27 protein-coding genes are annotated in these 26,413 nt (G+C 61.9%); 2 read left to right on the forward strand and 25 right to left on the reverse strand.

Annotated features, from left to right (window positions below; genetic code table 11):
- Positions 1-146: 146 nt before the first annotated feature.
- Positions 147-1,421, forward strand: a complete 1,275-nt coding sequence (locus tag OKW20_RS03725; RefSeq protein WP_429170267.1) for a lipopolysaccharide biosynthesis protein — start codon at positions 147-149, stop codon at positions 1,419-1,421.
- Positions 1,422-1,430: 9 nt separating this feature from the next.
- Here OKW20_RS03725 and OKW20_RS03730 read toward each other — a convergent pair whose 3' ends face one another.
- From OKW20_RS03730 to OKW20_RS03740, 3 genes are read right to left on the reverse strand one after another with little or no spacing between them, the layout of a single operon-like run.
- Positions 1,431-2,309: a DUF6492 family protein gene (locus OKW20_RS03730; RefSeq protein WP_429170269.1), complete on the reverse strand. Its 879-nt coding sequence runs from the start codon at positions 2,307-2,309 to the stop codon at positions 1,431-1,433.
- 11 nt (positions 2,310-2,320) lie between these two features.
- Positions 2,321-3,136 carry a WecB/TagA/CpsF family glycosyltransferase gene (locus OKW20_RS03735; RefSeq protein WP_429170271.1) on the reverse strand — a complete coding sequence of 272 codons (816 nt, stop codon included), beginning with the start codon at positions 3,134-3,136 and terminating at the stop codon, positions 2,321-2,323.
- Complete coding sequence (locus tag OKW20_RS03740) at positions 3,133-4,380, reverse strand: glycosyltransferase family 4 protein (RefSeq protein WP_429170273.1); 1,248 nt, start codon at positions 4,378-4,380, stop codon at positions 3,133-3,135. Before OKW20_RS03740 ends, OKW20_RS03735 begins: the two co-directional genes overlap by 4 nt.
- A gap of 140 nt (positions 4,381-4,520) precedes the next feature.
- On the opposite strand from OKW20_RS03740, the gene OKW20_RS03745 reads away from it, so the two are divergent.
- The gene (locus tag OKW20_RS03745) at positions 4,521-5,510 is read left to right on the forward strand and encodes a glycosyltransferase family 2 protein (RefSeq protein ID WP_429112417.1); all 990 of its coding nucleotides are present in this window, start codon (positions 4,521-4,523) and stop codon (positions 5,508-5,510) included.
- Positions 5,511-5,574: 64 nt separating this feature from the next.
- On the opposite strand, the gene OKW20_RS03750 is transcribed toward OKW20_RS03745, so the two are convergent.
- The 22 genes from OKW20_RS03750 to OKW20_RS03855 all read right to left on the reverse strand — a co-directional run bounded on the left by OKW20_RS03750 (position 5,575) and on the right by OKW20_RS03855 (position 26,048).
- Complete coding sequence (locus OKW20_RS03750) at positions 5,575-6,141, reverse strand: hypothetical protein (RefSeq protein ID WP_043624964.1); 567 nt, start codon at positions 6,139-6,141, stop codon at positions 5,575-5,577.
- The gene (locus OKW20_RS03755; RefSeq protein ID WP_034800762.1) at positions 6,141-6,509 is read right to left on the reverse strand and encodes a hypothetical protein; all 369 of its coding nucleotides are present in this window, start codon (positions 6,507-6,509) and stop codon (positions 6,141-6,143) included. Before OKW20_RS03755 ends, OKW20_RS03750 begins: the two co-directional genes overlap by 1 nt.
- A 123-nt stretch (positions 6,510-6,632) precedes the next feature.
- Complete coding sequence (locus tag OKW20_RS03760; protein WP_043624958.1) at positions 6,633-7,187, reverse strand: rod-binding protein; 555 nt, start codon at positions 7,185-7,187, stop codon at positions 6,633-6,635.
- Between the two features lie 80 nt (positions 7,188-7,267).
- Entirely contained in the window at positions 7,268-7,681 is a 414-nt protein-coding gene (locus OKW20_RS03765; RefSeq protein WP_043624955.1) for a hypothetical protein, read from the reverse strand.
- Positions 7,682-7,685: 4 nt separating this feature from the next.
- Positions 7,686-8,438, reverse strand: coding sequence for a flagellar biosynthetic protein FliR (gene fliR / locus OKW20_RS03770; RefSeq protein ID WP_043624952.1), 753 nt, complete (start codon positions 8,436-8,438; stop codon positions 7,686-7,688).
- Positions 8,435-10,522, reverse strand: coding sequence for a flagellar biosynthesis protein FlhA (gene flhA / locus OKW20_RS03775; protein WP_429170276.1), 2,088 nt, complete (start codon positions 10,520-10,522; stop codon positions 8,435-8,437). Before flhA ends, fliR begins: the two co-directional genes overlap by 4 nt.
- A 128-nt stretch (positions 10,523-10,650) precedes the next feature.
- Positions 10,651-10,917 carry a flagellar biosynthesis protein FliQ gene (fliQ, locus tag OKW20_RS03780; protein ID WP_043624946.1) on the reverse strand — a complete coding sequence of 89 codons (267 nt, stop codon included), beginning with the start codon at positions 10,915-10,917 and terminating at the stop codon, positions 10,651-10,653.
- A gap of 7 nt (positions 10,918-10,924) precedes the next feature.
- Positions 10,925-11,335, reverse strand: a complete 411-nt coding sequence (gene flgD, locus OKW20_RS03785; RefSeq protein ID WP_034800748.1) for a flagellar hook assembly protein FlgD — start codon at positions 11,333-11,335, stop codon at positions 10,925-10,927.
- On the reverse strand, positions 11,326-11,775 hold the full coding sequence (flbT, locus tag OKW20_RS03790) for a flagellar biosynthesis repressor FlbT (RefSeq protein ID WP_034800746.1): 450 nt from the start codon (positions 11,773-11,775) through the stop codon (positions 11,326-11,328). Before flbT ends, flgD begins: the two co-directional genes overlap by 10 nt.
- Positions 11,772-12,119: a flagellar biosynthesis regulator FlaF gene (flaF, locus tag OKW20_RS03795; protein ID WP_034800744.1), complete on the reverse strand. Its 348-nt coding sequence runs from the start codon at positions 12,117-12,119 to the stop codon at positions 11,772-11,774. Before flaF ends, flbT begins: the two co-directional genes overlap by 4 nt.
- A 34-nt stretch (positions 12,120-12,153) precedes the next feature.
- Positions 12,154-13,209, reverse strand: coding sequence for a flagellar hook-associated family protein (locus OKW20_RS03800; protein WP_192447836.1), 1,056 nt, complete (start codon positions 13,207-13,209; stop codon positions 12,154-12,156).
- Between the two features lie 2 nt (positions 13,210-13,211).
- Positions 13,212-14,669, reverse strand: coding sequence for a flagellar hook-associated protein FlgK (gene flgK, locus OKW20_RS03805; RefSeq protein WP_429170279.1), 1,458 nt, complete (start codon positions 14,667-14,669; stop codon positions 13,212-13,214).
- Between the two features lie 23 nt (positions 14,670-14,692).
- Positions 14,693-15,904 (reverse strand): flagellar hook protein FlgE, encoded by a 1,212-nt coding sequence (locus OKW20_RS03810; RefSeq protein WP_034800738.1) that lies wholly within the window; start codon positions 15,902-15,904, stop codon positions 14,693-14,695.
- A 91-nt stretch (positions 15,905-15,995) separates the two neighbouring features.
- Positions 15,996-16,667, reverse strand: a complete 672-nt coding sequence (rem, locus tag OKW20_RS03815; RefSeq protein WP_034800735.1) for a transcriptional activator Rem — start codon at positions 16,665-16,667, stop codon at positions 15,996-15,998.
- A 269-nt stretch (positions 16,668-16,936) separates the two neighbouring features.
- Positions 16,937-17,494, reverse strand: a complete 558-nt coding sequence (locus OKW20_RS03820; RefSeq protein WP_034800733.1) for a transglycosylase SLT domain-containing protein — start codon at positions 17,492-17,494, stop codon at positions 16,937-16,939.
- Positions 17,445-18,746: a flagellar hook-length control protein FliK gene (locus OKW20_RS03825; RefSeq protein WP_429170283.1), complete on the reverse strand. Its 1,302-nt coding sequence runs from the start codon at positions 18,744-18,746 to the stop codon at positions 17,445-17,447. Before OKW20_RS03825 ends, OKW20_RS03820 begins: the two co-directional genes overlap by 50 nt.
- Positions 18,747-18,856: 110 nt before the next feature.
- Entirely contained in the window at positions 18,857-20,158 is a 1,302-nt protein-coding gene (motC, locus tag OKW20_RS03830; protein ID WP_429170285.1) for a chemotaxis protein MotC, read from the reverse strand.
- Between the two features lie 5 nt (positions 20,159-20,163).
- Positions 20,164-21,435: a MotB family protein gene (locus OKW20_RS03835; RefSeq protein ID WP_205237089.1), complete on the reverse strand. Its 1,272-nt coding sequence runs from the start codon at positions 21,433-21,435 to the stop codon at positions 20,164-20,166.
- Complete coding sequence (locus OKW20_RS03840) at positions 21,432-22,085, reverse strand: hypothetical protein (RefSeq protein ID WP_429170288.1); 654 nt, start codon at positions 22,083-22,085, stop codon at positions 21,432-21,434. The genes OKW20_RS03835 and OKW20_RS03840 overlap by 4 nt, the downstream gene beginning before the upstream one ends.
- 450 nt (positions 22,086-22,535) lie before the next feature.
- Positions 22,536-23,510, reverse strand: a complete 975-nt coding sequence (locus tag OKW20_RS03845) for a flagellin (RefSeq protein WP_043624928.1) — start codon at positions 23,508-23,510, stop codon at positions 22,536-22,538.
- 367 nt (positions 23,511-23,877) lie between these two features.
- Positions 23,878-24,819 carry a flagellin gene (locus OKW20_RS03850; RefSeq protein ID WP_402323335.1) on the reverse strand — a complete coding sequence of 314 codons (942 nt, stop codon included), beginning with the start codon at positions 24,817-24,819 and terminating at the stop codon, positions 23,878-23,880.
- A gap of 287 nt (positions 24,820-25,106) precedes the next feature.
- Positions 25,107-26,048 carry a flagellin gene (locus tag OKW20_RS03855; RefSeq protein ID WP_402323336.1) on the reverse strand — a complete coding sequence of 314 codons (942 nt, stop codon included), beginning with the start codon at positions 26,046-26,048 and terminating at the stop codon, positions 25,107-25,109.
- Positions 26,049-26,413 lie beyond the last annotated feature (365 nt).

The raw sequence follows: 26,413 nt of genomic DNA on the forward strand, positions 1-26,413 counted from the left end.
TCTCACGCCTTATTAAGCTTTCCCGCCTATGACGGAAGGACGAGCGCAATTCCAGGCGGCGCTTTGCAAGCCCTGGCCTTGGAACTGTGAGATATCAAGGAGATAGAGCGTTTCCATCGGCATCGAACCGGGGACGCGCTACTGGAATGTCGGCCGTGCCTCATCGCGTCAAAGCGCTTTATCTCCGCCACCGGGCGCTCATCCACGCTTACCTCTCGATGACCGGAGGCTCGGCGGGCCGGCTCGTGCTGTCGCTTGTCTATTTCATCGCCGTTGCCAACACGCTCGCCATCGCCGACTTCGGGTTGTTCGCAACCGCGTCCGCCGCCGGCATCATGATATCGCGCGTGCTCGCCTTCGGCTTCATGTCGCCGCTCTATCGTGTCGCGACCGTCAAGCCGCTGCTGGTCGGCACCTATAGCGCCGGCTTCCTGGTCGGCGCCCTCCTGTCGCTGCCGTTGATCGCAATCATCGGCGCGGTCACCTTCCTCGCTCTCTTTTCCCGCGACATGGCGGCCGGCACCTTTGCTGCCTTTATGATGGCCGAGATCCTCTGCTGGCGCGGGCTGGAGACCGCCGTCATCGTGCTGAACGGCCTCGGACGCTTCGGGCGCGGCGCCTTGCTCGTGGTGATCGGAACGGCGATCCGCACCGGTGCTGCCCTGCTCCTTGCATTGCTCCCCTGGAAAACGCTCGAGGCCTGGTCCTACCTCTATCTGCTTGCGAATGCGCTCGGCCTGCTGGTGGCTCTTTTCTGGTTCTATCCGCGTGTGCGGCTGCGCTGGCAGCCCCGGCTCTACTTCCGGCGCTGGGCGGATTCCGTGTCGGTTGCCGGCGCCGAGGTGCTCTTCTACATCCAGTCGGAGTTCGACAAGATCGCCGTGCTTGCGATCGGCGGTCCGGCGGTGTCCGGTCTCTATGCCATCCTGATGCGGCTGGCGGACCTGACGGCGCTGCCGGTGCGGTCGTTCAACACCTTGCTCGTCCAGCGCATCATGCGAACGCCCGAGGCGATCGCCCGCTGGGGTGTCCGGCTGTCGATCGAACTCCTGGTGGCGCTTGCGTCCTTTGCCGCCATCGCGGCCATGGCATTCTATCTGTGGGTCTTTCCCGATGGCCTCGGGCGCAATGTGTCGGCGGCCGCGCCGATCGTGGCGATGATCCTGCTCGTGCCCTCGTTCCGCAACCTGATCGAATATCATTCCGAACTGCTCTACGCGACCGGCCGCACGGTGCGGCGCATGCTGAACCTGCTGATTGCCGGCATCGTCAAGGTGGGATTGCTGGTGCTGTTGCTGCAGACGACGACCGATGTCGCGACCTGGGCACCGGCACTCAACGGGATCTTCCTGGTCCTCTACGCGCTGTCGTTCGGACTGACCTATTCGGCACTCAGGAAACCAACCGATCGGGTCATCTGAGCAGGAGCGTCAGGCCGCGAGTTCGAACACCGCCCGGCGAATATCGTCGAGGTCGTGGCCGACGAAGGACTGAACCCCGATGCCGATCTGATGCGGTGCGATATCCTTCAGGAACGCCCTGAGACCAGTGAGATCCTGGCGATAACTGTCTTCGAACCAGAGCACATGGCAGAGCGCGGCATCGGAGGGAACGTGCCCTTCCCCGCCGAGCACCTCGTCGACGAAGCGGCCGTAGATCGTGCATTCGGAAAAGGCGCGGGTACGGGTCATCGCCCTCACCCAGTTCCGGCCATGCAGCGTCTCGATATGTTCGAGCAGCTTGCGGCTGGTATCGGTGCGCCACGCGATCAGCGTGTTGATATAGTCGTTGGCCGGCAGCGTGTAGGGGCCGATGCCGAGAAGCCGGTCGGAATGGGCGAGCCATTCAAGGTGGTTGGAGCGCATATGCGCGTTGATCGCCCCGTCCTTGCGGTAGAGCGTCAGCCGTTCCTTCTGCCAGAGGCTGGCGGGATCGAAGGCACGCAGGAAGACGACATCGGAATCGACGGCAAACATGGCCGCCTCGTCGATATGGCGCGCGAGCGCCAGGCGGCGAAGCTGCTGGGCATGCCAGCCACGCAGCGGCAGGCCGAACGGGCTGAGCCACAGCTTCCGGCGGCCACCCGACAGCGGGTCGGTGATGGGATGCAGCCACCAAGGCAGGAGATCGCGTTCGCTGATTACCTGGCGCCTGGAGCCCTCCAGTTGCCGGAAGAGCTTCACGTCGAAATCGGCAACCAGCAGATAGTGCTTCCAATCGCCCTGAACCTTGCGGTCCATGCTTTCGCACATCAGCCGGCAGCGCTCGAAGTCATTGGCGTAGGACGCTGTGACAATGGCTGTGCGCATGGTCTGACCGTTCACGATGTTCCCGTCCGAAGGCTGCTGTCGGCGACGCTTTCCCGCGCCCGCCCCGACAGCTTGTGCCAGAGGACGTGAAACAGGAAAAGCGGGTTTCCGAGAATGTAGCGACGCCACATGCGCCGCGGCTCGACCGCCAGGCGGAAGAACCATTCCAGCCGCATCCGGCGCAGAAATTTCGGCGCCCGCGGAAACGCCTCGGCGACGAAATCGAAGAGCGCGCCGACGGTGATGACCAGTCGGGCGTCCTGCGGCCCCACATGGGCATCGACCCATTTCTCCTGGCCGGGGCTTCCCATCGCCACCAGCAGGATATCGGCATTCAGCGCCCGGACATCGGCAAGCACCTCTTCGGAGCGGTCACGATCGAAGAACCCGTCGGAAACGGGAACAAACTCGTGCCATGGCGCATGCCTGCGAAAGTTCTCGGCCGCGCGCGTCAGCACTTTCCCACGGGCGCCGATCATCGCGACGCGAAGCGGCCGGTCGATGAAGGTCAGCAGCGCCGGCACGAAATCCGTGCCGTTGAGATTGGCGGGGAACATGCTGCCGTAGAAGAGGTAGGAAGCGATATCGACGCCGTGACCGTCGGGAAGCACGACCTGGCGGCCGAGGACCTCGCGGTACGCGCCGTCGCGCATCATCAGATTGGCATTGTTGGCATTGAGGAAGGCGAGCGTCGTTTGCCCGCCGGGGCGCGACAGCGCGTCGGCCGCAAAGGCAAAGGCGCCCTCCCAATCGAAATCGACCACCGGCATGCCCAGGATGAGGCGCCTGGACAGGGCGGCGTTCGCGCCGGCGGTCGTCTTGGTCACGACCGTCCCCCGTCATGGACCTTCAGTTCGGGCGGGACAGAGGGCGCCTCGACCGCGGCGCTGGGGGCGAGGCCGGCCAGCACATTGCGCATGACCCGCATCAGCTTTGCCTTCTGGGCGCGATGGAAGACCGAACCGTCAAGGCGCTGGCGGTCGCCGCCGCGCGCCCGGGTGACCTTGTCGACCAACAGGCGTGCGAATTCGGCCGGATCTTCGGCCGCCGCGCAGTTCTCAGGGAGCGCCTCGATGCCGCGCAGCGACGCCTGCGTCGCCACGGATGGCATGCCGAGTTCGAAGGTCTCGATACTCTTCAACTGCACGCCCGTACCGCCCCGGCTGACGAGCGGTATGACCGCGCTTTCCGTGACGAAGGCGCGTGCATCCGGTACCCGCCCGACGAAGCGAACGCCGGGATGGGAAACCGCCGGTATGCCATCCATCTGGCCGGCAATGGCGATCGAAAGATCCTGCGGCAGATGCGGTACGACCTCGGCGAGAAACCAGTCGAGCCCCAATCGGTTCGGTCGCCAGCTCCAGGTCCCGATCAAGCCGAGGTCCTGCTGGAGGTCAGGTGTTTCCTCCGATACCGCAGCCGCGTCCCAACCGGTGACCAGAGGCAGCACGAAGGCCCGGTCGCTGACGGCGCGGCCGAAGCCGAAGCGGTCGGCCTCCGCAAACGTCCAGACGGCCACGGCATTTTGCGCCAGTTGCTGCTCGTAGCGTTCGAGATACTGCGCCTCGCGCCGGAAAAGAAAACGTTCGACCGTACCCTTGGCCCGCTCGGCGTTCTCAAAGGCAGAATCCGCCTCGACATTGTGCGCGACATAGATCGACGGATAAGGGCGGAAGACCTGCTGGAAAGCGGCCGGCAGTTGCACCGAGTTGAGCACGAGACCGTCGAACGGAGCGAGGCTCTCGAGGATCGACTGGATCCGGCTCGCCGACACCACCAGCATCTTGCCGGACGAGACGGTCGTGCGGTTGAGGAAGGCGGTCGCGAGCCAGCTCAGCTTCTGCAGCGTTCCCACCTTGGCATTGGTGACTTCCAGTTCGCCGAGCAGGTGCATGTCGCAATCGGGCGCCGGCACGCGTCCCGGCTGGAGAAAACCGATGACACTGACGCGATGACCGAGCGCGCGCAGACCGTCGAGCACCGCCCGGTTGGCAATGTCGAAACCGGACGCCGGATTGGCGACGGGAACGAGCGAAGAGACCAGGACCAGATGCATTTTGCCACGCGTCATGAATGGAACTGCGGCCTTCATTAGCAGCATGGGATGAAGGAGCGCTTAAAGACCCCTTTCAAAAACTGCCGCCAGGGTTCAGCATCTGTTTAGGAAGATTTGCTGTATTGCGACGCAATTTTGCTTTTACAGGTTTCGCCATGACGACGACCGGCCAGGACATTTCCGTCTACTTCCGGACAGAGCTGGAAGACGCCGGCGACATCGAACTCGTCGTCGTGCTGCCGACGTTCCGTCGGCCGGAGCATGTCGTCAAGACGCTAAAAACCATTGTTTCCCAAAGGCCTGACCTCTCCTTCGCCACGGTCGTCGTCGAGAACGATGCCGACGGGCTGGCCGGGGCTGCGGCGGCCAAGGACTTCTTCCTCGGGCACCCTTCGGAATCGATCGTGATCGTCGCGCACCAGCGCGGAAACTGCTACGCCTACAATGCCGGCTGGGCGACGGCGCTCGCGACCTATCCGAACCTCAAGGCGATCGCGATCATCGACGACGACGAAGTGGCAGCGCCCGAATGGCTCGATTGCCTCATCGCGGCACAGGAAACGACCGGCGCCGATATGGTCGGCGGCCCGCAGCTTCCGGTTTTCGAAGGCGATGGCGGGCAGAAGTGGAAACGCCATCCGGTCTTCACGCCCCATTATGATGCGACCGGGCCGGTTCCCATCCTCTATTCCTCCGGCAACGTGCTCGTCACGCGCGGGGTGCTGGACGCGATGCCCCAACCTTTCCTGGATCCCGCCTTCAACTTTATCGGCGGCGGCGATGCGGATTTCTACAGCCGCTGCAAGGCGAAAGGGTTTTCGTTTGCCTGGGCGGCCGATGCCTGGGTTGCCGAGACGGTGCCGGCCCGCCGCACCAGCGCATCCTGGATCAGGGCGCGCAGCCTCAGGAACGGCGCGATCTCGACGATGCTCGAACATCGGCGAGACCCCAGCTTCAAGGGCCGCCTCAGGACCTTCGGCAAATCGCTGGCGCTGCTTGGCGCATCGATCCCGCGTGGGCTGGAACTGTGGAACAAGAGCGGGTTGGCGGCGGCCGGGTCATACCATTTCTATGTGGCAATCGGCCGGCTGATGGCGGAGCTCGGCCTTGTCAACGAGCAGTACCGCACCCCGGAAAAGAACTGACGACGGATACCGTCTTGCCGATGGCGGCGGCCGAGCGGAACCCGGCCGGACGTTCTGGCTCTCGTCAGTGCGAGCTGCTTGCCTTCACGGCGCCTTCCGGCAACTTGTCATCGGCGACATTGCCGTTCTTGTCGACGATCGGGACCGGCTTTTGCCGCGGCACGTTCTGGCTGTTGGCGACGCGCTTGACGTCTTCCTTGGTCAGATATTCGAGCTGCTCGACGAGCACCTCGGTGATCACCTCTCCGCCGAGCTTCTTGTTCAGGCCGTCCTTGACCGTCGTCTTGAACGTCGGCAGGTCGAACGTGCCGGTGTCGGCGATGTCGATGAATTTCGAGCCGACGAGCAAATCGTAAAGCTCATCGGTAACCATCTGACGCAGCGGCGCGCGAAGGTTGTTGATCCCCTCCTTGGTGGCGGAGAAGGAAAGCTTGGTCAGGAAATAGCCCTGAACCGAACCATCCCGTATGACCGGGATGGTGATCATCTCACCGGGAACATATTGCTCCGCTGCGCGCCGCGCGGCCTCGCCGTCAGCGACGACGGGCGCGGAGGCGCTTTGCATCGAGAAATAGACCGATCCGAGCGTGACCGCGCAGACCCAGATCCCGGTGAAAACGAGCTTCAGCATCAGAAATCGCTATAGCGGAACTGCGCTTCGGAATAGATGCCGTCCGCATCGGCATCCTGGGCGGCGGTCTTCAGGAGGTCGACGACGGCGCGAACCGCTTCGAGATGGGCCTCGACCTTCTGCGAATTGACCGACAGCTTCTCGCGCAGGTGCAGTGCATGCGAGGAGAAAGCCGAAGAGTTTTCGCCCGGCAGCATGTCACGATGCAGCATCGTCAGTTCGTAGAGGCAACGGCTCTTGTGGGCGTTCGATGTCTTGATATCGAATTCCGGGTCGATGCCGATCCGGCTGTTCTCGTTGTCGAGGATCATTTCCAGGCGGCCGAGCACGTTCTGGATCCGGACGTCATTGGATGCCATGGCTTCCATGAATCAACTCCCAATTGGATCACGATGATTTCTGGTCGGATCGACCGGATTCTCAAGCGATCTATTCCTATGAATTAGAGCGGAATGCGGATGGAAAACTGCAAGCAGTTCCCTCACCCCGCCCTAGGCTTGCTTGTTCTTGTCGTTGTCGGTCGAGAAGCCGGTCAGCGTCTTGCGCTCGTATTCCTGCACGAGGCTTGCGGCGAGGTTTCGGCTGTTGCCGTCGAGCGATGCCTGAACCCGATCGGTGCCTTCGGCACCTGCGAGCTGTTCGGCAATGCCGATGCCACCGCTCTTGGAGATTACGTCGCCGATCTGCTCGGCCATCATGCTCTTCCAGATGTCACCCGCGTTGCCCTTGCCGAAGACGTTCTCGCTTTCGGTCGGCAGCATCGACTTCACGAAGTTCTGCAGCACCATGGCCTCGAACTTGCGATAGGTTTCCGGAATCTTCTTCTGTTCGACGCGGTTGTTGAGGTCGCCGAGGCCGCTAGAACCTTCGGGCGACAGGTTCAGAACGTTGACGGCAGCGGCAAAACCGTTGCCGTTTTCCGCGAGACTCGTCGCCTTGAACGCGGCGCGGTTGGCCTTCAACCGCGCCTGCGCTTCCTGCACTTCGGCGGGGTCGGCGGCGCGCACGACATCCATCACCAGATCGCTGGGCGGAGAGATGGCCATGACGAATCCTCTCAAAATCGAGCCTGGGCATTGGTCGGCCCGGGTCCGCTCCGCCATCGGAGCAAACCGGGAATGACGCACTATCGCCCGTCAAGCTTACCGGAAGCTGGCGCGTTGCCCGTAACGTGTTGATCGATCAGGTCGTAGATGGAATTGTCGGCCTCTTCGCGGTCCTCGGACTGGCGGGCCTCCTTCATGTTTTCCTCGAGCCGGTCGGCTTTCGCGCGCTCTCTCAGCATGCGCGCCTCGTGCGTTTGCTGGATGCCGTGCAGCATCTGGTCCTTCTGCACAAGCCTTCCGATCTGCGAGGAATAGTGGCCGGAGAACATGCGGTGCATCGGGTGCGCCGAGCCCATGGCATCGACGACGACATCGATCGTCTCGGCCAGGATCTCGCGCTGCCGCACCATCTCGACGAAATCCGCCTCCGCCATCTGTTCGAGATGGCGTTGGACGGCGACCAGCCGCTTGAGTTTCTGCGAGCGGGTTTTCATCCGGCTATCCTCCCTGCATGACCAGCGCGAAACCGTCGCCGAACAGGCGCAGCATCGCGGCGATACCGAGATAGAGCAGGAACAAGCCGCCCATGATCAAATAGGGCTGCGAGATGAAGTAGATCGGGATCTGTGGCGCCAGCTTGTTCACCATGCCGATCGCCACGTTGAACAGCAGGCCATAGATGATGAAGGGGCTTGCGAGCCTCAGCATGATCATGAAGATCTGCGACAGCGAATCCGTGAGCGTGATCAGCACGCCTTGCGGATCGAAGGGCGTGCCGATCGGCATGGCGCGATAGGATTGAACGATCGCCTCGATCATCACATGATGGAAGTCAAGCATGAACAGCACCATCAGGCCGGTGAAGCTGATCAAGCTGGTCACCTGGTTTTCGGGCGTATCTTCGATCACGTCCGACGATGGCGGCGAGGCAAAGCCCATCAGCATGGTGATCGCCGTTCCGGTGAACTGCAGTCCCAGGACATAGTAGCGGGCGACAAGGCCCATGACCGCGCCGACCGCCGTCTCGGCGGCGATCAAATAGATGTAGCTGTGCCCCTTGCCGGTCACCTGCGGATAGATATCCGTCCACATGACAGGCAGGATCGCCATGGACACCGCGACTGCAATGAACAGCCGCACCTGCATCGGAACGCGTGCGCTGGAGAACCCGGGCATGATCATGATGCAGCCGCCGATCCGGCAGAAAGCCGCGAACAGCGCCAGCACCGTGCCCTCCGGGTCGGTGATCATGAAATGGAGCCGATGATCTTGATCTCAAGGCCCTTGGCAAGCTCGACATGCGAGAGCACGGGCAAGGTGGCAAAGAGGCGCTCGATGATCATGCGCACATAAGAACGAGATTCGGGCGAACTTACCAGTACGAAGGGCATGCCGCGATCGAGATGTTCACGGATAACTTTCGTCGCCTGCTCGCTGAACTCTTCGAGGTGACGCGGATCGATGTCGAACTCGACAACCTCCCCCTTGGCGTCGCGCTTGAGCGCCTGGTGGAAGACCATGTCCCACTTGTTGCCGAGGCGCAGCACGCGCAGGATGCCGTTGTCGGCAAGGTCGCCGCACAGCTGCTGCGACATGCGTACGCGCACGTGTTCGACGATCTGTTCGGTCTTGCGCACATGCGGCGCGAGTTCGGCGACCGCTTCGAGGATCAGGTGCAGGTTGCGGATCGAGACGCGCTCCGCCAGCAGCAGCTTCAGCACCGCCTGCAGGCCCGAATAGGACATGTGCGAGGTGCAGATTTCGTCGGCGAGCTTGCGGTATTCCGGATCGAGCCGCTCGATCAGCACCTTGACGTCCTTATAGGACAGCAGGTGCGGCAGGTTGTTGCGGATCACTTCGCTCAGGTGGGTCAGCACCACCGAGACGTTGTCGATCGGATGGAAGCCTTCGCGCTTCAGGTCCTCGGTGAAGGTTTCGAGAATCGAGACCGCGGGCATGCCGAAGGCGGGTTCGCGGATCTCGTCGCCCGGAACACTCGGCCGGCGGCCGCCGCCGGTGACCACCAGGACTTCGCCGACGCGCACCGTGTTGGACGCGATCGTCGTGCCGTGAATGCGGATATGGTAGGCCTTGTCCGGAATGCTGATGTCGTCGGAAACCTTGATTTCCGGGATGACGAGGCCGTACTGACCGGCGAACTTGCGGCGCATCTTGCCGACACGGAAGGCGAGTTCCTGGTGCGCACCAAGGAGGCGGGTCGAGACCTGCTTGCCGAGCAGGAGCTCGATCTCGGCGGTCTTCAGCACCGACTTGACGGAATCCTGCTCGCCTTCCTTGGTCTGCTGGACCTTGGCGGCCTCTTCGGCGCGACGCGCGACATTGGCAGCCTCGATCTGGCGCGGCACGAGCCAGCTCAGGAACGCCATGCCGCCGCCGAGTACGGCGAAGGGCAGGAACGGCAGACCGGGAACCACGGCCAAAAGAATGATCAGACCGGAGGCGACCATCAGCGCCTTCGGGTAGCCGCCGAGCTGGCCGACGACGGCCTGGTCGGTGGAGCCGGATGTGCCGCCACGCGATACCAGAAGGCCGGCAGCGAGCGAGACGATGAGTGCAGGGATCTGCGAGACGAGGCCGTCACCGACCGACAGCTTGACGAAAACGTCGGCCGCTTCGCTGATCGGCATGCCATGACGCAGATAACCGATGATGATACCGCCGAAGATGTTGATTGCGGTGATGATCAGGCCGGCGATCGCGTCGCCGCGCACGAACTTCGACGCACCGTCCATGGCGCCGTAGAAGGAGCTTTCCTCTTCGAGTTCACGCCGGCGGCGCTGCGCTTCCTTCTCGTCGATCAGGCCGGCCGACAGGTCGGCGTCGATCGACATCTGCTTGCCGGGGATCGCATCGAGGGTGAAGCGCGCGCCGACTTCGGCGATACGCGTCGCACCCTTGGTGATGACGATGAAGTTTACGGTGATCAAGATCAGGAAGACGATCAGACCGATGACGAAATCGCCGGACATGACGAGGCTGGCGAAACCGGAGATGACGCCGCCGGCAGCGCCGTGGCCTTCATGACCATGCGAAAGGATGACGCGGGTGGTGGCGATGTTCAGCGCCAGGCGCACCATCGTCGAGATCAGCAGGATGGTCGGGAACGAGGAGAACTCGAGCGGGCGCTGGATCCACAGCGAGACCATCAGGATCAGCACCGAAAAGGCGATCGAGAAGGCCAGTCCCATGTCGATCAGAAATGGCGGGATCGGCAGGAAGAGAATCGACAGGATCGCCACGATCCCGAGCGCGAAGCCAATGTCCCGGCCCTTCGGAGCTACTTTCGGGATGATCAGCGCTGCTTGTTGTGCCATGTCTCTTCCGTCTCATCATGAGATCAAGGCAGCATTCACACGCGCTGCCCCACTATAGAGATGGAGATACCCGCCCAAGCTTGCGCGAGGGTTTCATGGCGTCGCTGGCCGATGGCCGGCGGTGCGGATCAGAACCCAGACTGAATGCGCGAGAAGATGATGTCGGTGAAAATCGAGATCTGAGCGCCGATGAAGGGCGCGGACACGGCAACCGTGATCATGACGGCGAGGATCTTCGGGACGAAGGTCAGCGTCATTTCCTGGACCTGGGTCAGCGCCTGAATGAAGGCGATGACGACGCCGACGATCATCGCGGCGAGAACGGCGGGCCCCGAGGCCACGATCACGGTCCAGATCGCGGCCTGTACGATATCGAGGGCATCCGCCTCATTCATGGAATTATCACTTCACCTTGACGCCCGGGCCGATAACAAGCTCCTTGCCGTTATCCAGCACCGCAATGATTCCGTCAGAGTATAGTTTCACTTCCTTAACCACGCCAGTGGTCTTGCCGTCTTCGCTGGTGACAGTGCGCCCGATGACGGCGTCCGCTTCGCTCAACGACGTGCGCTGCAGCAGGCTTTCAAGGTTCTTGTTGGTCTTGATCGTCTGCTCGACCTGCGAGAAGGTCGCAAGCTGCGCGATCTGCTGCGTCGCGTCCATCGGCTGCGTCGGATCCTGATTCTTCATCTGGGCGACGAGCAGCTTCAGGAAGCTCTCGTAGTTGAGCGATGCCTTGGCGGCGTCGCCGCCCGAATCCTGAGCCGAAACGTTCGGGGTATAGCCGTTGTTGCTGACGCCGCTTACCGCCATGGTGCGATCTCCTTGCGAATCTGCTCGACCGTTGCCGGCGTGATTTCCTGCGTGTTGAGAATACGGTCTTCGATGGCGTAGAGACCGCGGATCGCCTTGAGCGCTTCGAAGGCGCGACCGTTGGTCACCAGGCCGTCAACACGCTTCAGCTCGGCAAGGATCTCTTCGTTCTTGAAGCAGTTCAAGAGCATGACGATCGACTTGCGGAACATGGCGGTCGACTGCTCGGCGCCTTCCGGATTGATGAGGATCATCTGCGCGATGAAATAGAGCTGCTTCAGCGGCGTCGTTGCGTCTTCCGGCTGCAGCACGTGGTTTTCGAGCAGGAACGTCACATCGTTCAGGAACTCGACCGCGACCTTCCGGTCCACGCGCAGCACCGCGCCGTTTACAAAAATCCGTTCGCCCGACTTCAGCGAGATACGCAGTGTGCTCTTCATTTCAGTCCATCCCTGATGATGGTGGTAATGTCAATTATGCCCTGGAAGTTGGAGGATTCGCGTTTGCGGATCTTTTCCGTCTCGTTGAGTATCCAGATGGCGATCGAAATCAGATTGGCGCGCAGCTCTTCATTCAGCTGGTTCTCCGGAGCACGCAGATCTTCGATGAAACGGATCCACAGGCGCCGGGTAAAGTAGATGGCCTCGATGGCCTCTCTCGAATACCCTTTCTGCTGTTTCGCTGCTTCCATGAGCGCGATCGAGCGATCGAGTACCTGCCGTTCCCGATTCTTGGAGTCGGCGACGCCGTCCTCCATGATCTCGGCATAGGAAAATTGGTACATTCAGACATCCTTCATGTTTGTCCGGCTCCTCACACTAGAGGAAATTGAGCAAGCTCATCTGCTGTAGTCGCGACGTTAGTGTATAGGACGTTTCCAACTGCACCTTGAGCGTGTTGATCCGGGTCGATGTCTCGATCGGATCGATGCCTTCGAGATCGGCGACATGCGTGTTGACCAGCTTGAGCTGCGCGTCGATCGAGGTGTTCGCCTTCTTCACGCGCGATTCCGAGATACCGAGCTGGCTGCGTTCGCCGTTGAGCGCGGCGATGCCCTGCTCTGCATAGTCCAGCGCCGCGGTGCCTACGGCAGCACGCGCGTCAGGCGTGATGTTCTTGTCCATCAGCTCGGCCGAGATCACGCTCGCCAAGGCGAACATCCGGAAGCCCTTGGTATTGGCGTTGGTCGAGCTTTCGATCACCTCGCTGGCGCTGATCCGGCTCGTCATGTTCTGGCTGGATGCGTCCGACCAGTTGGTGTCCCAATACCCCCCGGGGGTGGTATCCATGAAGCTGGTTTCCAGTCCGGTGATGAACGTCTTCATCTGCGCGGCGGTGATCTGGTCGTCGGACGTTATGCCATTGGCGGACTTGAACGCCGTAAACGCGGTATCGAAGGCCGTCTTTGCCGCAGACGTAGCGGTGTAGTCGGCGACGGGCTTGGCGTCGGTATTGATGCCCGAAAACAGGAACTCGCCGTTGAAGGACGTGTTGGCAGCCGCAGTGAAGGTCTGCAGCGCGCCCATGATCTCGGTCTTCTGGATCTTCAGCTGGCTCGCGGCATCGTTACCCTTGTAGGTAACGAGCGTGTCGCGCACCTTTTCGGCCGCTTTCGCCATCGTTTCCAGCGCGCCCTGCGAGCCGGAGAGGCGCTGGGTTACGACCGAGTTGGTGCTCTTCATCGAGTTCAGCCGGTCGATCTCGCGCTGAAGGTTGAGCGAGCGCGAAGCCGTCGCGCCAAGCGTCAGGCCAACGTCGTAGTGCCGACCGGTCGTCTGTTCCTGGGTTGCCTTCAGCAGATCCATCTGGTTCTGCTGAATCGTCATGCGCATGGCGGTCTGGATCGCCAGATTAGAAACGTAGGACGTCTTCATGATTACCTCACAGCTTCCATCAAGGCCGCCATCATGGCGTCCACGGTACTCACCAGCTTGGCCGATGCTTTGTAGGATTGTTCGAGATCGAGCAGCAGCGACAGTTCCTCGTCGATGCTGACCCCGGTCTGCTTGCTGAGCGCTTCCTGGGTGCGCGACAGCATCGCGCGCTTGTTGTCGTCGGCGGTCGATGCCGTTTTTCGCGTCTGCTCCAGCCAGCCGACCGACCCGGTCGCGAAGTTCAGCAGGCTGCTGGTTCCGTCGAGACCGGTCGACGGGTCGAACGTCATGTTCTCGCCCATCTTGTTGATGAAGCCGTCGAGAAGGCCCGTGTAACCGGGGCTCGGATTTGCCGCACCGCCAGGGTTCGACACCACGCCGTTGAAGCCGCCGTCACGCAAAAGAAGCGGGTTGGCCTTGGCCAGAGCGTTGACGGTGATCTTCGATGCCAGTCCGGGAACGACGGTGCCTGCAGCCGGCACACCCGCGCTTCCCCAGGTAAAGAGACCCGGCTGGTAGGGAACCGGCGGCACCCCGCTGGGGTTGCCTTCCTTGAAAAGCTCGACGAGACCACGGGCGATCTCGTCCAGCTGCGACTGGAACTTCGGCCCAATGTCATCGCGCAGCTGCACGAGGCTCGCAAGCTTGCCCTTGGCGGTCGTATCTGCGCCACTTCCGGGGGCGACCGGTACGCCGTCGACGAAGATCTTGTTGCCGGTGACGGTGGCGTCATAGGTCGTTGTGGGCGCGAACGTCACCTGGCGCGGAATGTTCTCGAAAAGCACCGTGCCGTCGGTGGTGAAGATCACCGTATCGTTGTTGCCGCGCGTAACGGTGGAGATGCCGACGATCTCCGAAATCTGCTTCAGGATCTTGTCGCGCTGGTCAAGCGCATCGTTCGCATCGCCGCCGGATGCAGTCGCCGACTTGACCTCGTTGTTCACACGCTCGAAGTCCGCAAGCAGGCTGTTCAGCTTGTCGACCTCAAGAGCGATTTCCTTGTCGGCATCTTCGCGCATGTTCTGCACGGTGGCAGAAGTCTTGTTCAGGGAGTCGGCAAGGTCCTGGGCGCTGGTGACCGCAGCCGCCGCAATCGTCTTGTTGCCTGGGGTCGAGGCCAGTGTCTGCAGGCTGTTGCGAAACTCCGACAGCAGCTTTGACGGCGCAGTCTCGTAGTTGTTACCGCCGAGAGCCGATTTCAGGAGTTCCAGGCCATCGCGAAGACGCGCCTGGCCGGAGGCTTCGCCGATGCTGGCGATGCTCTGCTTGAGCAGCGCCTCGTTCTGTGCCCGGTAGATGGATACGACCTGCGCACCGTTGCCGGTGCTGCCCAAGAGGGCAAGGCGACGCGAATAGTCCGCATTGCCCGCATTCGCGATGTTCTTCGACACGATCGCGGTCTGTTGCGCCGTGTTGCTGAAGGCCTGCTGTGCGATGGATATTGCGGAGGACAGCGACATGACGCGGACCGTATCTCTTTCAATTACCGTTTCAGGTTGACCAGCACGTCAAGCAGGTCCGAGGCGGTCTGGAACACCTTGGAGTTTGCCGTGTAGTTGCGCTGCGCCTCGATCATCGAAGTCAGCTCGTTGGCGATGTCGACGTTGGAGTTTTCGAGTGCCTTGGACTGGATGTTGCCGAAAGCGCCAGAGCCCGCAAAACCGGTGACGATAACGCCTGAATCTGCCCCCTGCGAGTAAACGTTGCCGGACTGCGGCTGCAGCTTGTCCGGGCTCTGGACCGTCGCAAGCGCGATGCGGAACTTGGGGATGAGGTTGCCGTCGCCATACTTGACGTAAACGATGCCTTCCTTGTCGATCTCGAAGCCCGACATTTTGCTCGGCTTGCTGCCGTCGATGCCACCGCCGGTGCTGCTGAAGTCGCCGCCGAGCTGCGTGGTCTTGGAGGTGTCGATCGTGATCGCGCCAAGGTTGGCACCGGTGCCGGGCAGGTTGTTGATGGCAGTCGTGGTGAGTGTCGCGGGGACAGCGCCGATGCGCTTGCCGGCCGCGTCGAACGTCATGGTCTGGGTACCGACTGTAGTGCCCGATGTGCGGTCGACGACACTCAGGCCCCAAGCGTTCGGACCTGTCTTGGTGTAGGTGAAATCGAGGATGCGGGTGTTGCCCTGGCTGTCGTAGACAACCATCGAGGTCTTCGATTGATCGTTGACAGCCGCGCCCGACGGCAGGTTTGCTTCCATCGTACCCTTGGTCGAGCCGGCGGCGACCAGGCCCTCGTCCTTGAGCTGGACCGGCACCAGGCCGTCAAAACCGTTGACGACGACGGTCGGATCGACGCCAGCCTTGTACTCGTAGCCCATCAGCGTGAAGCCGGCGGTGTTGACGAGGTTGCCGTTCTTGTCCGGAACGAAGGAGCCGGCACGCGTCAGGAAGTTCTCACCGCCATTGCCCGAAACGATGAAGAATCCGCCGCCGTTGATGGCAAGGTCGCTCGCCGACGTCGTATAGCTGGTGCCGCCCTGCTGGGAGATGCTGTAGCGCACCTGCGTTTCGACGCCGCCGGAATTGTAGTTGCCGCCGCCCGAAGGCAGGATCATCGACGAGAACTCAGTGGAGGCGCGCTTGTAGCCGGTCGTGTTGGCGTTCGCGATGTTTTCGGCGACCGTGCCCAGACGGTTCGACTGGGCGTTCATACCGGACACACCCGTTCTCATGCTGCCATAGAGACTCATTTCGGATCCTCATTTCCTTGTTACGGCGACACTAGGAAGCGGGCCTTGCGTGAACCTGTCTTGGTTCAGTGCCCGCCCATTGGCGTGGCGCTCAGTTCCAGTCGATGCAGTAGCCAAGGAAACGCTTCGAATCGATCGGATCGAAGCCGAGCTTCTTGCGCAGTTTCTTGCGCAGTTTGCTGATGTGGCTTTCGACGACGTTTTCCTCGACGTCCTCGTCGAAAATCCCGTAGATCGCGTTGAAGATCTGCGACTTGGAGACACGACGGCCGCGGTTTGCGACCAAATATTCGAGAATGCGGCGCTCGCGGCGCGGCAGGGCGAACACATCGCCGTTGATTTCCGGATCACGGCCGTCGGCAAAAACGCGGATCGGACCGATGTCGGTAAAGTTGGCGATCGCCTTCAGGCGCCGGCGGATCGCCGCGACGCGGGCAAGGATTTCGCGGGGGTGGATAGGCTTGCGAACGACGTCGTCGACGCCGCAATCAAAGAGTGCAAGCGTGTTTTCGAGGGACGGCGTATCGCTCATCGCGATGACCGGTGCCATCGAGCGATCGCGGATGGCCCGCGGCAGCGTGAAGGTGGTGTCGCCCTGCCCGATCAGGAAAGCTTCCACGGCATCGATATCCGAATCGGCAGCCGCGTTTACCCACTCTCCAAACTCCCTGGGATCGAAACCCGTCGAGGGAATACCTTCACGTCCGAAGAGGGACGTGTACCCGTCCTTCACCAGCTCTCTTTCATCAACCACTACGATCATTCGCCCGCCTCCGAATCAGTATGGCTCCGCACTGATTGAGAGGTACGAATCGAGGGATTCATGAACAACTAGAGGAAGTTACTGGGTGGAATTAATAATTGATTAACCATGTTTCGCCGATTTGATCTATATCTAGTAGCACCCACGCCGAAGCGGCACTAAAATAATGTGGAAAAGTTAACGGACTACGACAAATCGCTTGCGGTCACATTGTCCGCGCATTCTCGCCACAATGCGGGTTGCAATGTCAAAATACTATCTTTGGTTGTTTATTGGCAAAACTGCGTGGCGTTCGGCGTCCACTTGCCGTAGCCGGTCGCGACGAGATTCGCGATCACCCGGCAGACATATTTCTTCTGCGCCGGGTCGTTATTCGGGCCCGCGTGATAGCGCGCAACGGCCATCGTCCAGGTCTCGTGCCTCGCGTGGAGATTGGCCAGGAAGCGCGCGGCATATTCGACATTCTTGCGCGGGTCAAGCATCTCCTGCGGCGAACTGAAATGCTCGCCATGGAAGTAATAGTTGATCTGCATGCAGCCGAGATCGATAAGCTTGGCACCCTGTGCCCGGGCGTTGCCGAACTGGGTTAGAACGTCCTGCTCGCTGCTGCCGAAATAGGCCTTGCCTTCGATGTTCATCGCGTAGGGTTGAAGCGATCCCTTGCGGCCGGTTTCGGTCAACCCGACCGAATAGAGGATCCCGGCCGGGATATCGTACTTCGCCGCTGCGCTGATGATCTCGCGCTCGCAGACGCCTGCGTCCGCGCTGGCAAAAGCGCTACATGTAGACGTGACCAGTACGAGAGCGCTCAGTGCCGGCAGCCGCATCGTCCGTCCCGCCATTGCCAACCCACCTTTCCGCCGCCGAAGACTGGCTGTCGTCCTGTCGCTGCTGTCGTCCCTGGCCGTTGCCATCGGCGCGCTCTCGGCCCTGCTGCCCGGCCTGGGCTTGGGCCTGGGCCTGCGAGCCGCCGCCGGACGACGTGTCGCCGCCGGAGTTGAACACGATGTTCACCTGATCGACCGCAAAGCCCTGAGCACGCAGCGCCTTGACCAAGTCGTTCTGATCATCGCGCAACTGCCGGAAGGCGTCGCTGTTCTCGACCTTCAGTTCGACCTGCAGTTCGTCATCCTTCAGGCGCAGCGTGGCTGTGACGAGGCCAAGCTCGATCGGGTGAAGCTGGATCTTCAGGGTGTTGAGCGTTTTGCCGGCCTGCGTCCACGCGCCCGGCTGACCGAGCGCAGCACTTGGCTGCAAGGAAGTGGTGGCCTCACCGGCGATGGCGTCTGCCACGGCGCTGGTGTTCGGGCTCATCGAGATGCCGAGATAACGCCGGGCCTCGAGCACGGTGACATTCTCGACCTTGGCGGAGCCTTGCGAACGGGCAGCGTCGAACGCCGCATCACCGTCCTTCGAGAGGCTCATGGAAACGGCCTGTCCCTTGCCGTCAGCCCGGGCGAAGCGGAAGAGCCGGTCGGGGTCGTTCTCGCCCGCCTGTGCCTCGGCTTTCGCGCCATGCTCGCTGCCGCCGGCAACGGGCGCCGCAGCTTCAATCTGGCCGTCCGCGGCCTGACGCGCGGCCGCCGTCTGTCCCTGAGGCTGTGCCGTCTGGGCGCCGCCCAGCAGCGTCAGCAGATCGTCCATCGCCGTCTTTGTCTGCTTGGCTTCTGCACCCTCGCCGCCAGCGTTGGCGTCGCTATCGACCGCGGTGCGATCTGCCGACGCCTTGCCAAGGCCCTTCGTCAGCGCAGCAATCCGCTCGGCGAGTTCGTCATCAGCCACCACTTGCGCCAGATCGTCGGACACGGCAGCCGTCTTGGCCGGATCGGCCTTGTCGATGGCACGTTTGCCGCCGACACCGCGCTCGGCCATCTGGAAATGGTCGCGCAACGCGTGCTCGTCAAACTGTTCGTTGCGACCGAGGCTGATGCTGCGTGTCACGGCCCTGCCTGCGGTCTTGGCAATATTGTCCTTGTCGATCAAGGCTCCCGCCTCCGCGTCGCTGCCGGCAGCGGCGTCGTTGCCACCCTTGCCTGAACCCGGCTGATCGTTGTTTTTCTGTCGCCCCGCATTGGCCACGGCATCTTCAAACGCACCGGCCGATGCACCACCGGCCTGTTCCTTGCCGCCCGTTCGTCCGCTTCCCGTGCCGACAGGCGCCGGAGGCATGCGCAGAGTGTCCTCAGCCCTCATTTGTCATCTCCCTTGAGGAGAGCGTCGATCTCGTCGATCTTCGATCGTCCTTTCGCCACGAAGCCATCGTGCTCCGGGTCCGCCACCTCGTCAGCGCCGGATGCAGCCACGGTCGTCGGCGCTACCACCGGGGCCTGCCCGCTTCCAAAGGGGCTCATACCGCTGCCAGTTTCCTCGCTTGCGGCCGACGCATTCGCTTCAACCGGTCTATCGGGTTTAGACGCAAACGCTTGCGTGAGGCTTTCACCGGCAGGTCGCCGTACGACGGCGTCCGCAACCGCCTTTGCAGCGTCGCGCAGGGCGCGGTCGCGCGGCGAAAGCTCCGCGTCTGAAATCGCCGCCAGGCTTGCCGTCGCGGCGAAGACGTCGTTGGAGGGCACCGAAGCCAATCCGGCATAGAAGCTGGCGAGCAGCTTCGGCTGCGCTGCACCGTCAGCGCCGAGCGCCTCGGCGCGCTCAGAGGCGAGCTTCGCAAGCTCCTGCTTGCCGGCGATCGCCGCGCGACGAGCGACGCGAAGGAAGACTTCGCGTTGGCGCGGCGCATCCATGAAACCGAGGATCTCCGAGATCCGCCCCTGCGCTTCGCCATCGAAATGGGCAACGGCAAGTTCGACGAAGACATCCGCGAACTGGCTGGCATAGGGAGACGTCAGGTAGCGCCGGGCATAGGTCAGCGCGTAGCGGAAGCCCTTGTCCGCGTCGCCCGCCTGAACCGCGAGGAAGACCGAGCGGCGCAGGGCAGCCTCTTCGATGATCGTACCCGGGGCCGCGAGACGGGCCCAGTCGTAGTACTTCATCGCGCCCACGGGATCCTGCTGCGACGTCGCATTGCCGAGGATGAGGTAGAGATAGGGGCCGATGCGGGCGCTGCGGTATTCAGGCGCGGCCTTGGACAGGTTCTCGACGATCAGGCCGCCCTTGCCGTTCAGATATTGCGTCAGCGCATCGGTGACGCGGGAATCGAAGTTCCCGGCCACGTCATGATCAGCTAGGTACTTCAACGTCTCCGGATTGCCGCCGCTCATCGCATAGACCAGCGCCGCATCGACGTTGCGCGGATCACGGAAGACAGTCGCATCGGCCGCACGCAGGCGCTTGTCGATCGCGCCCAGCATGAAACGCTGCATTTCGATCGCCGAATGGTCGCCAAGGACGACCGAGTCCTGCACATATTGCAGAGACCGGATCATCTTGAAGGGTGCGAGCTCCTCGATATCGTTCGCCCTGGCAGCCCCCGTTGCAATGGGGGTCGCCAGCACGCAGCAGGCCATCAGAGCGGTTCGCAGTCGTCTCAGCATGGCGCTTAACCCGGAGCCGATTGCAGGAGGATCTCGATGCGCCGGTTGCCCGGGGCGTAGGGATCGCCGGGGATCTGCAGCCGCCGGTCGGCGAAGCCGCTGATCTGGCTGACGCGATCTTCCTTCAGGCCGCCACGGACGAGCATGTAATAGGCGCTCTGGGCGCGGGCGGCGGAGAGCCGCCAGTTGTCATAGGTGCCATCCTTGAAGGGGCGGCCGTCGGTATGGCCGCGGATCGCAACCGCACCTGGACGCTCGGCCAGGAGATGGCCGATCTTTTCCATCGCCAGCACCAGCTCCTTTTGCGGCACGGCCGAGCCGATGGAAAACATCTGCGCATCGGTGCGCTCGCTGATCGTCACCATCAGGCCGCCTTCAGCAGGCGTCACGACAAGTCCCTCGGCCAGCTGGCCCGCCTCGCCGGCAAGCTGCTTCTTCAGCTCGGCCTGGAGTTCGGCTGCCTGCGCCTTGGCGTCGGCTTCGGCGGTTTCGGCCTTCGGCTTTTCGCCGGCCGCGGCATCCGCCGTGTCCTTGCCAGCGCCCGTATTTGTGTCCTTGCCGTCGCCGGCCTGTTTGTCGGCCGCGTCGGGCGTCTGTTCCGACGCGTCCGCCTCGGACTTCTTGACAGTCGGCGTCGCACCTGCGGGCTCCGTCGACTTGTCGGCAAGGGCAGCGACGGTTTCGGCCGTGTTGCCGGCGTCCTTGACTTCGACCTGCTTTGTCCAGAAGTCCGGGTCGAACGGGTCACGATAGGCCTCGCCGCCATCGGCACCGGTGGCCGGGCCGGACTGGGCCGCACCGCCCTCACCCTTGACGCTGATGTTGGCCTGCTGGCCGACCTCGCGCGCGATTTCGGAAAGCACCGAATAGGGGTTTTCGAAGAAGTCAGCGTCGGAATACTTCGTCTCTTCGCCCGACGTCGCCGTCAGCTGATCGCCGGTCTTGGCCGAGCCACCGGACTTGTCCTGCTCGCCATCGACCTTCGAACGCTGCTGCGTTTCTTCGCCCTGCGCATCCTTGGCCGGGTCCTTCAAGCCACGTTCGGCCGGCTTCTGGTCGGTCAATTGCACCGGGTTGAAATAGGAAGCGATCGCCGCCTTCGTCTCTTCGTTGGCGGCATTGATCAGCCACATCACGAGAAAGAAGGCCATCATTGCGGTCATGAAGTCGGCATAGGCGATCTTCCAGGAGCCGCCATGGTGGCCGTCATGGCTGCCGCTGTGGCGCTTGACGATGATGATCTCGTGCTTGCCGTTGTGGTGGTTTTCGTCGCTCATGCGAGAACTTTCCGAACTGTATCGGCCCAGGCGGCCATGCGCGTCACGAGGATGGTGCCATCCATCTCGACGGCGAGATCGACATCGTCGGATTCGACGTGCCGCAGGGACGGCAAGTCTTCTCCGAGCTGGCGCTTCAGCGCCTCGAAGAGAGACGCCGGGCCCTTGACGACGATGGTGCAGCCTTCGCCGGCCACAAGGCCCTGGCGCAACATCTGCGCCATATCGGCAACGGCGCGCTGCATGAGGGCATCGCCCATGACCGGTGCAAGCACGCGAGCGGCCTGATCGCCGAGTGCGACAGCAAGCCCTTCGGTCATTTCGTCGATGCGCTGCGCCAAACGGTTCGCGGTTTCCTCCTCGAAGCGCCGCGTCAGCGCCTCGAGTTCGGCCGCGTGCGCCGCCTGGAGTTCGGCAATCTGCTTTTCGTGTTCAAACACCAGTTCCGCGGTCGCCTCGGCCCGGCCTTCGGCAAAGGCCCTCCGGCGCTCCGCATCGATATCGATTTCCGGCATGGCGGGTCTCGCGCCGAGGCGTTCGCCATCGGCATAGTCGGCATCCAGATCAGGGAAATATTTCGGCGGCATCAGCGACAGCTCGACTTTCGGCGCGCTGAAGTCCTTGAGATAGCGGGAGAGCATTGCACTCATGGCCGGCCCCCTGCAGCGGACCTGCGGCAACGCGGCGATCCCCATCTGCTTGAGAGGCGGCGCTCCCTGGCGCGGACTTCCATTGCTCCTGGCACTGCTGACATGTCTCCCTCGGGCCCGACCGTCGGATACGGCGAACCCAGCATTCTTGACGTACATCGGCGTGATCCGGGGTCGGTTGGTCCCGGAACGATCCGATGCAGGCGACGGCGCAAAGGTCATTTTGGCCGGCAGTCATCCGACAGGACTGCGAGGGAAGGCTATTCGGTCAAACTTGTGCGAAAATGAATGTGTTGGACCGCGCCAGGGCAATTAGCGCGGTCCAACAGTTTCCACCGGGTGCCGTGACCGACGACGTGGCAGAACTCAAAGTGCCGTCACCCACATCGGGGCGATGGGCTCAGTTTGGCAGATCGGCGGCCGCTTCGGGCCGCTGTCCGCCGCCGCGCCTTACTGCTGGAACAGGCGCAGGATGTTTTCGGAATTGGTGTTGGCGATCGAGAGCGCCTGGATGCCCAGTTGCTGCTGCGTCTGCAGCGCCTTCAGCCGCGTCGATTCCTCGTTCATGTCGGCATCGACGAGACGACCGACGCCCTTGTCGATCGTATCCATCAGGTTGGCGATGAAGCCCTCCTGCAGCTCGATGCGCTTCGTGATGGCGCCGAGCGTGGATCCGGCATCCGTCAACTGGTTGAGGATACGTTCGACGACGCTGATCATGTCGGACATTTCGGCAGGCGTCGTCGATGCGGTCAGCTTGATTTCCGCCGTCGTGCCGATCGGCGTCGTCGCCGGCGCGCCGATCAGGTGGTACAGGCGTGCGCCTGCCGTGCCGGGAGGAGAGGTGAGCTGGGACGCGTCGTAGTTCCGGGTCAGGATGCCGCGGCTCGCATTCTGCTTGTCGATCAGCATCGACTGCGAGGTGTCGAAGTCGAGCGTGGTGACCGACACGTTGCCGTTGGCGTCACGGTTGAACGAGGCGACAACCGACTTGGTGCCGACGGGGGCCGTCGCGGCGTTATAGAGCCAGTTTTCACTGGAGAACGATGCGGACTGTGCGGCCGAGATGAGCTGGTTCTTGAGCTCGGAGATTTCCTTGTCGATCTTCAGCTTATCGACGCCCGGCTCGCTCGCCGCGACGAGCTTGCTCTTGATCGCGCTGACGACCTCGATCGAGGAATTCATCGCCGCATAGGCCGTGTCGATCTTGGCGGCGCCGAGGCCGAGGGCGTCCTGAACGGTGGAGAGCGCCGCGTTGTCGGAGCGCATGGTGGTCGCGATCGACCAATAGGCGGCGTTGTCCGCGGCCGTCTGCACGCGATAGCCCGAGGAGATGCGGTCCTGGACTTCGGCCATGTCGGAGTTGATCGAACGCAAAGTCTGGAGAGCCGCCATGGCGGCGGTGTTGGTCATGATGCTGGTCATTGGTCACCTGTCCCGATTGAATTCATAAGGACATTCCGGAGTGTTACCGGCAGCGATGGGACTGGCATCATGCGAATCGCCCCTGTTTTGCCCTGGAGGCGACCCTTCGCTCTTAACGAATATGTAACGATCTCATAGTTAACAAATGGTTAACACCGTTAGGAAGTCGGTAACAAAGGTGAACAAAAATAAGGGAAGATGGACGAAACGTTAAGGTGGGCGCGGTTCGCTTGGAACGGACGCCGGCGACGCCTGACGGCCATGGCACACCGGAGCGCAAAACGAAAAAGCCGCACGATCCACGGGGGATGTGCGGCTTCTTTTCGAGGTGACGGGCGAGGATCGCCCGTCAGGTTCGGTCGATCGATTAACGGAACAGCGACAGGATGTTCTGCGAGTTGGTGTTGGCGATCGTGAGTGCCTGGATACCGAGCTGCTGCTGCGTCTGCAGAGCCTTCAGGCGGGTCGATTCCTCGTTCATGTCGGCGTCGACGAGGCGGCCAACGCCCTTCTCGATCGAGTCCGAAAGGTTCTCGACGAAGCCCTTCTGCAGGTCGATACGGCTGTTGAGCGCACCGAGGTCGGCAGCTGCGTCCGTCATCTGCGTCAGGACCGAGTCAACACCCGACAGAGCCTGCGACAGAGCGCCGGTCGTCATGTTGGTGATGTCGAGCGTCATGACGCTGTAGGCGAGTGCTACGGTCGCACCGGTTGTGTCCGAGTACGAGATGTTGCTGGAAAGCAGGCCCGTGCCGTTCGTGACGTTGGCGCCAGAAGCGTTCACTTCGATGAGCGAGCTCTTGTTGGTGTCGTACTGCAGCGTCGTCAGGCTGACATTGCCCTTGGCGTCGCGGTTGAACGAACCGACAATCGACTTCGTGCCAGCAGCGTTGTTCGGGTCGGTGTAGACCCAGTTTTCGCCGGAGAAGGAAGCCGACTTGGCAATGCTCAGGAGCTGGTTCTGCAGTTCCTTGATTTCCTTCTGGATCTTGCTCTTGTCAACGCCCGGCTCGCTGGCGGCAACCAGCTTCTTCTTGATTTCGTCGACGACGTCCTTGGAGTTTTCCATGGCCGACGAAGCAACGTCGGTCTTGGCAGCGCCGAGGCCGAGGGCGTCCTGAACGGCTTCGAGCGACTTGTTGTCCGAACGCATGGTGGTCGCGATCGACCAGTAAGCAGCGTTGTCAGCCGCGGTGCCGACGCGCAGGCCCGAGGAGATGCGCTCCTGGGTGGTTTCCATCGAGGAGTTGATCGAACGCAGGGTGGCGAGTGCGCCCATGGCGGAAGAGTTGGTCAGAATGCTTGTCATGGCTGAGTGCCCCTTGTTGGCAAAGATGAAATGGAAAGGGACATTCCGGGATTACCGGGAAACGACGGTCAGCCTCATGCCTGCTGACGCTCTAATCTGTTCGGGTCAACCCGTCGTTTCGATGGTTACAACAAACACCATCGTGGTTAACGAACCCTAAAACCCGGAGAAACTTTTCGAAGTTTTATCAGTGCATTGGCGACAAAGAAAAACCGCGCCTCTTGCGAGGCGCGGTTTCGTATCTTGCTTCGGGTGCGGGCCGTGGCCCGCCCCCTTCAGCCCGTCGATTAACGGAACAGCGACAGGATGTTCTGCGAGTTCGAGTTGGCGATCGACAGTGCCTGGATGCCGAGCTGCTGCTGCGTCTGCAGAGCCTTCAGGCGGGTCGATTCCTCGTTCATGTCGGCGTCGACGAGGCGGCCAACGCCCTTCTCGATCGAGTCCGAGAGGTTCTCGACGAAGCCCTTCTGCAGGTCGATACGGCTGTTGAGCGCACCGAGGTCGGCAGCTGCGTCCGTCATCTGCGTCAGGACCGAGTCAACACCCGACAGAGCCTGCGACAGAGCGCCGGTCGTCATGTTGGTGATGTCGAGCGACAGAACGCTGAAGGACAGAGCTACGGTTGCACCGGTTGCGTCCGAGTACGAGATGTTGCTGGAAAGCAGGCCCGTGCCGTTCGTGACGTTGGCGCCAGAAGCGTTCACTTCGATGAGCGAGCTCTTGTTGGTGTCGTACTGCAGCGTCGTCAGGCTGACATTGCCCTTGGCGTCGCGGTTGAACGAACCAACGACCGACTTCGTGCCAGCAGCGTTGTTCGGGTCGGTGTAGACCCAGTTTTCGCCGGAGAAGGAAGCCGACTTGGCAATGCTCACGAGCTGGTTCTGCAGCTCCTTGATTTCCTTCTGGATCTTGCTCTTGTCAACGCCCGGCTCGCTGGCGGTTACCAGCTTCTTCTTGATTTCGTCGACGACGTCCTTGGAGTTTTCCATGGCCGACGAAGCAACGTCGGTCTTGGCAGCGCCGAGGCCGAGGGCGTCCTGAACGGCCGAGAGGGCCTTGTTGTCCGAACGCATGGTGGTCGCGATCGACCAGTAAGCAGCGTTGTCAGCCGCGGTGCCGACGCGCAGACCCGACGAAATACGCTCCTGGGTGGTTTCCATCGAGGAGTTGATCGAACGCAGGGTGGCGAGTGCGCCCATGGCGGAAGAATTGGTGATGATGCTCGTCATTAGAGTGTCCCTTGATTACTTTAGACGATTTAGGGGACATACCGGACTTCCCGGTGATGGCGGATCGGCTTCATGCCACTCGGTTCCAACTATCTCGGAAGAAACCAAACCCGTCATGTGAAAGGGACTATCGCGTGCAAAGCTTGCGAATTGATTAAATGCCCAAGGCAGCTTCGTCCGAGATAACTTATACTTAACAAGACTTTAATGGTCTCCCGGATGCAGGGGGCACAGTCCCCGCCGCCGCCTGCATAGATGTGTCGGACGGTCGTTCGCTCCTGCCTGAGGCAAGCTCCCCCAAGTAAACTCGCCTTCGAACAAGGACTAGCAAGCCGGCGCCGGTCGCCGCACCTCTTCGACGGAGC

It is taken from the genome of Ensifer sp. LBL (assembly GCF_050435225.1).
In the GTDB taxonomy this organism is placed as follows: domain Bacteria; phylum Pseudomonadota; class Alphaproteobacteria; order Rhizobiales; family Rhizobiaceae; genus Ensifer.